Source organism: Stenotrophomonas sp. (assembly GCF_032103445.1).
Lineage (GTDB): Bacteria > Pseudomonadota > Gammaproteobacteria > Xanthomonadales > Xanthomonadaceae > Stenotrophomonas.
This window is the reverse complement of sequence record NZ_DAMDFR010000121.1, coordinates 1-5,477: the sequence shown is the minus strand read 5'-3', so window position 1 is coordinate 5,477 and position 5,477 is coordinate 1. Positions and strand designations below refer to the sequence as shown.

2 protein-coding genes are annotated in these 5,477 nt (G+C 64.6%); both read left to right on the top strand.

From position 1 onward, the window contains the following. The first annotated feature begins 139 nt into the window (after window positions 1-139). Window positions 140-1,666: an exopolyphosphatase gene (ppx, locus tag RT551_RS21050; RefSeq protein ID WP_313462119.1), complete on the top strand. Its 1,527-nt coding sequence runs from the start codon at window positions 140-142 to the stop codon at window positions 1,664-1,666. Between the two features lie 406 nt (window positions 1,667-2,072). Continuing rightward, window positions 2,073-4,994 (top strand): TonB-dependent receptor, encoded by a 2,922-nt coding sequence (locus RT551_RS21045; RefSeq protein ID WP_313462117.1) that lies wholly within the window; start codon window positions 2,073-2,075, stop codon window positions 4,992-4,994. Window positions 4,995-5,477: the final 483 nt, after the last annotated feature.

Below are 5,477 nucleotides of genomic sequence, written 5' to 3'. Positions count from 1 at the left end.
GTTGGCCGGCCCTCAGCACCGCCTGGGCCGGCCAACGGCCGGCGCTACCGATCGCACACATTGCGACTATTCGTCGCGCCATCCCCATGTGAAGACCGCGCGGTGACGAGCGGCACCCCGCTTCGGCTACCATTCCGCCATGCCGCATACCTCCACGACTCCCCCCGCTTTGCAGGATGGCGACCTGCTCGCCGCCATCGACCTGGGCTCCAACAGTTTCCACATGGTCATCGCGCGCTACACGCTCGGGCAGCTGCGCGTGGTGGACCGTCTGCGCGAAACCGTGCGCATGGCCGATGGTCTGGATGGCAAGGGCGGCCTGTCCGCTGAAGCCCGCCAGCGCGCACTGGAGTGCCTGGCCCGGTTCGGGCAGCGCCTGCGTGGCATCCCGGCGTCCCGGGTACGCGCCCTGGCGACCAACACCGTGCGCCAGCTGCGTTCGCCGCAGGCCTTTCTGATGCCGGCTGAAACCGCGCTGGGCTACGCCATTGAAGTCGTAAGCGGTCGCGAAGAGGCGCGTCTGATCTACCTGGGCGTGGCCCATGCGCAGCCGCCCAAGCCCGACCAGCGCCGACTGGTGATCGACATTGGCGGCGGCTCCACCGAGTTCATCATCGGCCAGGGCATGCAGACCCTGGAACGCGAAAGCCTGCAGGCCGGTTGCATTGCCAGCACGCGGCGCTTCTTCCCCGGTGGCAAGCTGAGCAAACGGCGCTGGAAGGACGCCCTGACCGAGATCGGTGCCGAGTTCCAGCAGTTCGCCACCAAGTACCGTGCGCTGGGCTGGCAGGAAGCACTGGGCTCCTCCGGCACGCACAAGGCGATCAGCGAGATCTGCGCCAGCATGAAGCTGAGCAAGGGCGCGATCACCGCCGAGGCGCTGCCGCAGCTGCGCGACGAGCTGTTGAAAGCGAAGAAGATCGAAGACATCAGCCTGCCGGGATTGTCCGCCGAGCGGCGGCCGATCATTGCCGGCGGCATCCTGGTGCTGGAAGCCGCGTTCCAGGCCTTGGGCCTGCAGAAACTGCTGGTCAGCAAGGCGGCGATGCGCGAAGGCATCCTGTACGACATTCTGGGCCGTGCCAGCGAGAACGACCTGCGTGACGAATCGGTCGACGCGCTGACCCTGCGTTATGGCATCGACACCGCCCAGGCCGCACGGGTGGAAAGCACCGCGCTGGACCTGCTCGCGCAGGTCGAGGACCGCTGGAAGCTGGATGCAGACGACGCGCGCATGCTGGGCTGGGCCGCCCGCCTGCACGAGCTGGGGCTGATGATCGCCCACAGCGGCTATCACGTGCACGGCAGCTACGTGCTGGAAAATTCCGACATCGCCGGCTTCTCGCGGCAGGAGCAGCAACTGCTGGCGGCGATGGTGCGCAGCCACCGCCGCAACGTGTCCAAAACCGCGTTCGATGCCCTGCCCGAGCGCCTGCTGCAGCCAGCCCGGCGCATGACCGCCCTGCTGCGCCTGGCGGTGCTGCTCAACCGCGCGCACGAAGACACCCCGTTGCCCGCGCTGGAGCTGACCGCCGACGACAACCGTCTGGCGCTGATCCTGCCGCAGTCGTTCATCGACGCCCGCCCCCTGCTGCGCGCCGACCTGCTCGGCGAAGCCGATGGCCTGGCCGGGCTGGGCATCCAGTTCCGCCCCTTCGTCATGTAGAGCCACGCCGCGCCCCATGACCGGCGTGCGCCGATCCAATCAGCGCGTCGCCACGCGCCCGGGCCTTCCCGCGCAATCGTGAAACAGAACGCGCCCCATTCGGGGCCGCGTTGCTGTGACCCAGCGCGCAGATTCCATTGTGCAACGCATCAATCCGACACATTCCGACACATCTGGACACGCGGAACAATTCACGCGAACATCACAAAGTGCTGATTCAACAGAAGATTTCTCCCGTTTGTTACTTTTTCATGAAAAAAAGTGAACAAACGCTTTACACGACGTTAAGAACCGGACAAACATCGAGTCACCAGCCTCACTTGGCGGCTGGTTTTTCGGGGAGGCGGGGTACTTGGGATCCCCGCCACCTCTTTTGATCCAGTTTCAAACGAGAGAGAGAGCCTTCATGAATTCACGTACCAACGTACTGGGGCAGGCGATCCGCTATGCCCTGGTGGCGGGGACCGCCGGCCTGATGGCCGCCCCGGCCCTGGCGCAGGACAGCACCAACACCACCAACCTGGATCGCATCGAGATCACGGGTTCGCGCATCCGCCAGGTCGACGTTGAAACCGCGCAGCCGGTCTTCGCGATCAGCCGCAACGACATCGAAAAGCAGGGCTTCAGCTCGGTCGCCGACATCCTGCAGAACGTCACCGCCATGGGCAGCCCGACCATCAGCCGCGCCAACGCGCTGACCGCCGGTGAAAACGCCGGCGGTACCTACATCGACATGCGCAATCTGGGCACCCAGCGCACCCTGGTGCTGGTCAACGGCAAGCGCCTGGGCATCAGCACCTCGGGCTACCAGGACGTGTCCACCCTGCCGGTGTCGGCGGTGGAACGTATTGAAGTGCTGAAGGACGGCGCGTCGGCCATCTACGGCTCGGACGCGATGGCCGGCGTGGTCAACATCATCACCCGCAGCAACGTCACCGGCACCACCGTCAACGCCTACCACGGCCAGTACAGCCAGGGCGACGGCGCACGCTCGCGCTTCGACGTGGTCACCGGCTGGAGCAACGACCGCATCTCGCTGACCTTCTCGGCCGAACACGCCGAAGAAAAGGGCGTGTGGGCGCGTGACCGCTGGTTCAGCCAGTACGGCATGACCGACCGTCACCCGAACGATGCCACCAACTGGACCACGCTGAGCCAGTACGGCCAGATCACCGGCCTGCGTGGCCCGGGCTGCACCGCGACGGCCGGCTGCGGCTATTCACTCAACCGCGGCACCGACCCGACCCTGCCGGGCAACTACCACCTGACCAACACCACGCCGTTCACTGGTGACGTCAGCAATGCCAATGACCAGATGCACGTGATGTATCCGGTCAAGCGTGACTCGGTGTACTTCGATGGCCGCTTCGCGATCACCGAGAACATCAACTTCCGCACCGAACTGGGTTACAACCAGCGCGAGTCCAGCCGCCAGATCGCCGGCTACCCGCTGCAGTCGAGCACTCCCGGCGTCGGTTCGATGTCGATCGACAGCTACTTCAACCCGTTCGGCCGCCAGCACGGCTATGCCACCCCGACTGCGGTGGCCTGGAACCGTCGTACCTGGGAAATCCCGCGCGTCACCACCAGCGAACTGAAGACTTACCGTGCGGTGGCGTCGTTCGACGGCTCGTTCGACATCGGCGAGCGCTACTTCGACTGGGAAGTGGGCTACCAGTACAACCGCAACGAGCTGGAGTCGGTGGCGACCGGCAACCTGCACAAGGCGCGCGTCGCCGGAGGCGTGGGCCCGTCGTTCTACAACGCCGCCACCGGCCAGGTGCAGTGTGGTACCGCTGCCGCGCCGATCTCGGCCGATGTGTGCAAGCCGTGGAACCCGCTGATCCCGTATGGCACCACCGCTGCAAACGGCCTGTACGGCAATGAAGAACTGCAGGCATGGCTGTTCCCGGAAGAAGTGACCAAGGGCCAGACCACCTCGAAGAACTTCTTCGCCAACATCGCCGGCAGCATCGTGACCCTGCCGGCCGGCGACCTGGGCTTCGCCTTCGGCGTTGAAAACCGCAAGGAAGAAGGCAAGTACACGCCCGACGCACTGGCACAGACGGGTGCCACCACGAACCTGGCCGCTGGCCCGACCGGTGGCGACTACACCGTCAATGAAGCCTATCTGGAAGTGAACGTGCCGGTGCTGGCCGACCTGCCGGGTGCGAAGGAACTGTCCTTCAACGGCGCGACCCGCTTCTCGGATTACGACACCTTCGGCAACACGCTCAACAGCAAGTTTGGCTTCAAGTGGAAGCCGATCGAATCGCTGCTGGTGCGTGGCACCTGGGCGGAAGGCTTCCGCGCCCCGACCATCAACGACCTGTTCGGTGGCGGCTCTGAAACCTTCGCGCAGTTCAGCGATCCGTGCGACGTGCGCTTCGGTTCGTCCGGTTCCAGCGCGGCTGTCCGCGCACGTTGCGCGCAGGACATCGCCAACGCCGACACCTTCCGTCAGCTGCGCCAGGGCAACCAGCCGGTCAACAACGCCACCGACGCCACGCCGGTGCCGTTCGTGCAGGGTTCCAATCCGCTGCTGACCCCGGAAACCTCGACCAGCAAGACGTTGGGCCTGGTCTGGAGCCCGAGCTTCATCCAGGGCTTCAACGCCTCGCTGGACTGGTGGAAGATCCGCATCGACAACACCATCATTGCCGATACGCCGACCCTGATCCTGCGCGACTGCTACGAGCAGGGCATTGCATCGCGCTGCACCCGCTTTGACCGTGACCCGGTCACCGGCATCGTGACCAACCTGCAGTTCGGCAACCGCAATGCCGGCTTCATGGAAACCGAAGGCTACGACCTGGACGTCAGCTACCGTCTGGAAACCGGCTTCGGCAAGTTCACGGTGAACTCGGCAACGACCTACGTGTCCAGCGCCACCTACCGCACCACGAACGACAGTTCGAGCGTTCCGATCGTGACCAACGGCATCGGCAGCGCCTTCCGCGTGCGTTCGAACCTGGTGCTGGGTTACGACCTGGGCAACTTCGGTGCCAGTTGGACCGCGCGCTACTACTCGGGCGTGAAGGAACAGTGCACCAACCCGACGCAGTACCCGGCTGAGTGCTCGGATCCGGGCCAGTACGCGCCGTGGTACGCCGGCATGCGCAACTACAACGAACGTGGTTCGGTGACCTTCCACGACGTGCAGTTCCGCTACAGCCTGCCGTGGGATGCCACGGTGTCGGTCGGTGCCAACAACGTGTTCGAGAAGTACGGCCCGGTGATGTACAGCAAGCCGAACTCGGCCTTCTCGTACTACGGCGGTTACGACATCGGTCGCTTCGTGTACATGAAGTACCAGCAGCGCTTCTGATCCATCGCACTGCAGCAGCATGACAACCACGGCCTCTCGGGGCCGTGGTTTTTTTCTGCCTGCTCGATTGTTGGATTACACGGCGTACGGATCGCCGGGCGTTGCCCGGCTTCTGTTGGATCTGTGCGAACAGCCGGTGGGCATCGGTTCTCTGTGTTGGCGGATCGGGACGGGCATTCCGGGGGACGCTGCAAGTACGTCCCTGTAAGCTCAGTCGCCGCATCCATGCGGCTCATGCCCCCTCCAGCCCATCCCGACCCGCCATCGATAGATCGTCGGTGGCCATGGAAGATCAAAGCCAACTCATCACTTGTCCGTGCGCTGGTCCTGCTTTGGTGGGATCGGTCGACAGACGATCACCGTGAAGCCCCCAACGCCCGGTAACGCATGGCCCTGAATCGACATCGCCGTTGCTCTGGCATTTCCATTGGCCACCGGCCAACTGTCTGGGGCGTGCCGGGGTGGGTTTGCGGGACCGTAGAA

What these genes read in the sequence shown, in the direction of transcription:
- ppx (WP_313462119.1), top strand. Translation starts at nt 140, where the DNA reads ATGCCGCATACCTCCACGACTCCCCCCGCTTTGCAGGATGGCGACCTG.
- RT551_RS21045 (WP_313462117.1), top strand. Translation starts at nt 2,073, where the DNA reads ATGAATTCACGTACCAACGTACTGGGGCAGGCGATCCGCTATGCCCTG.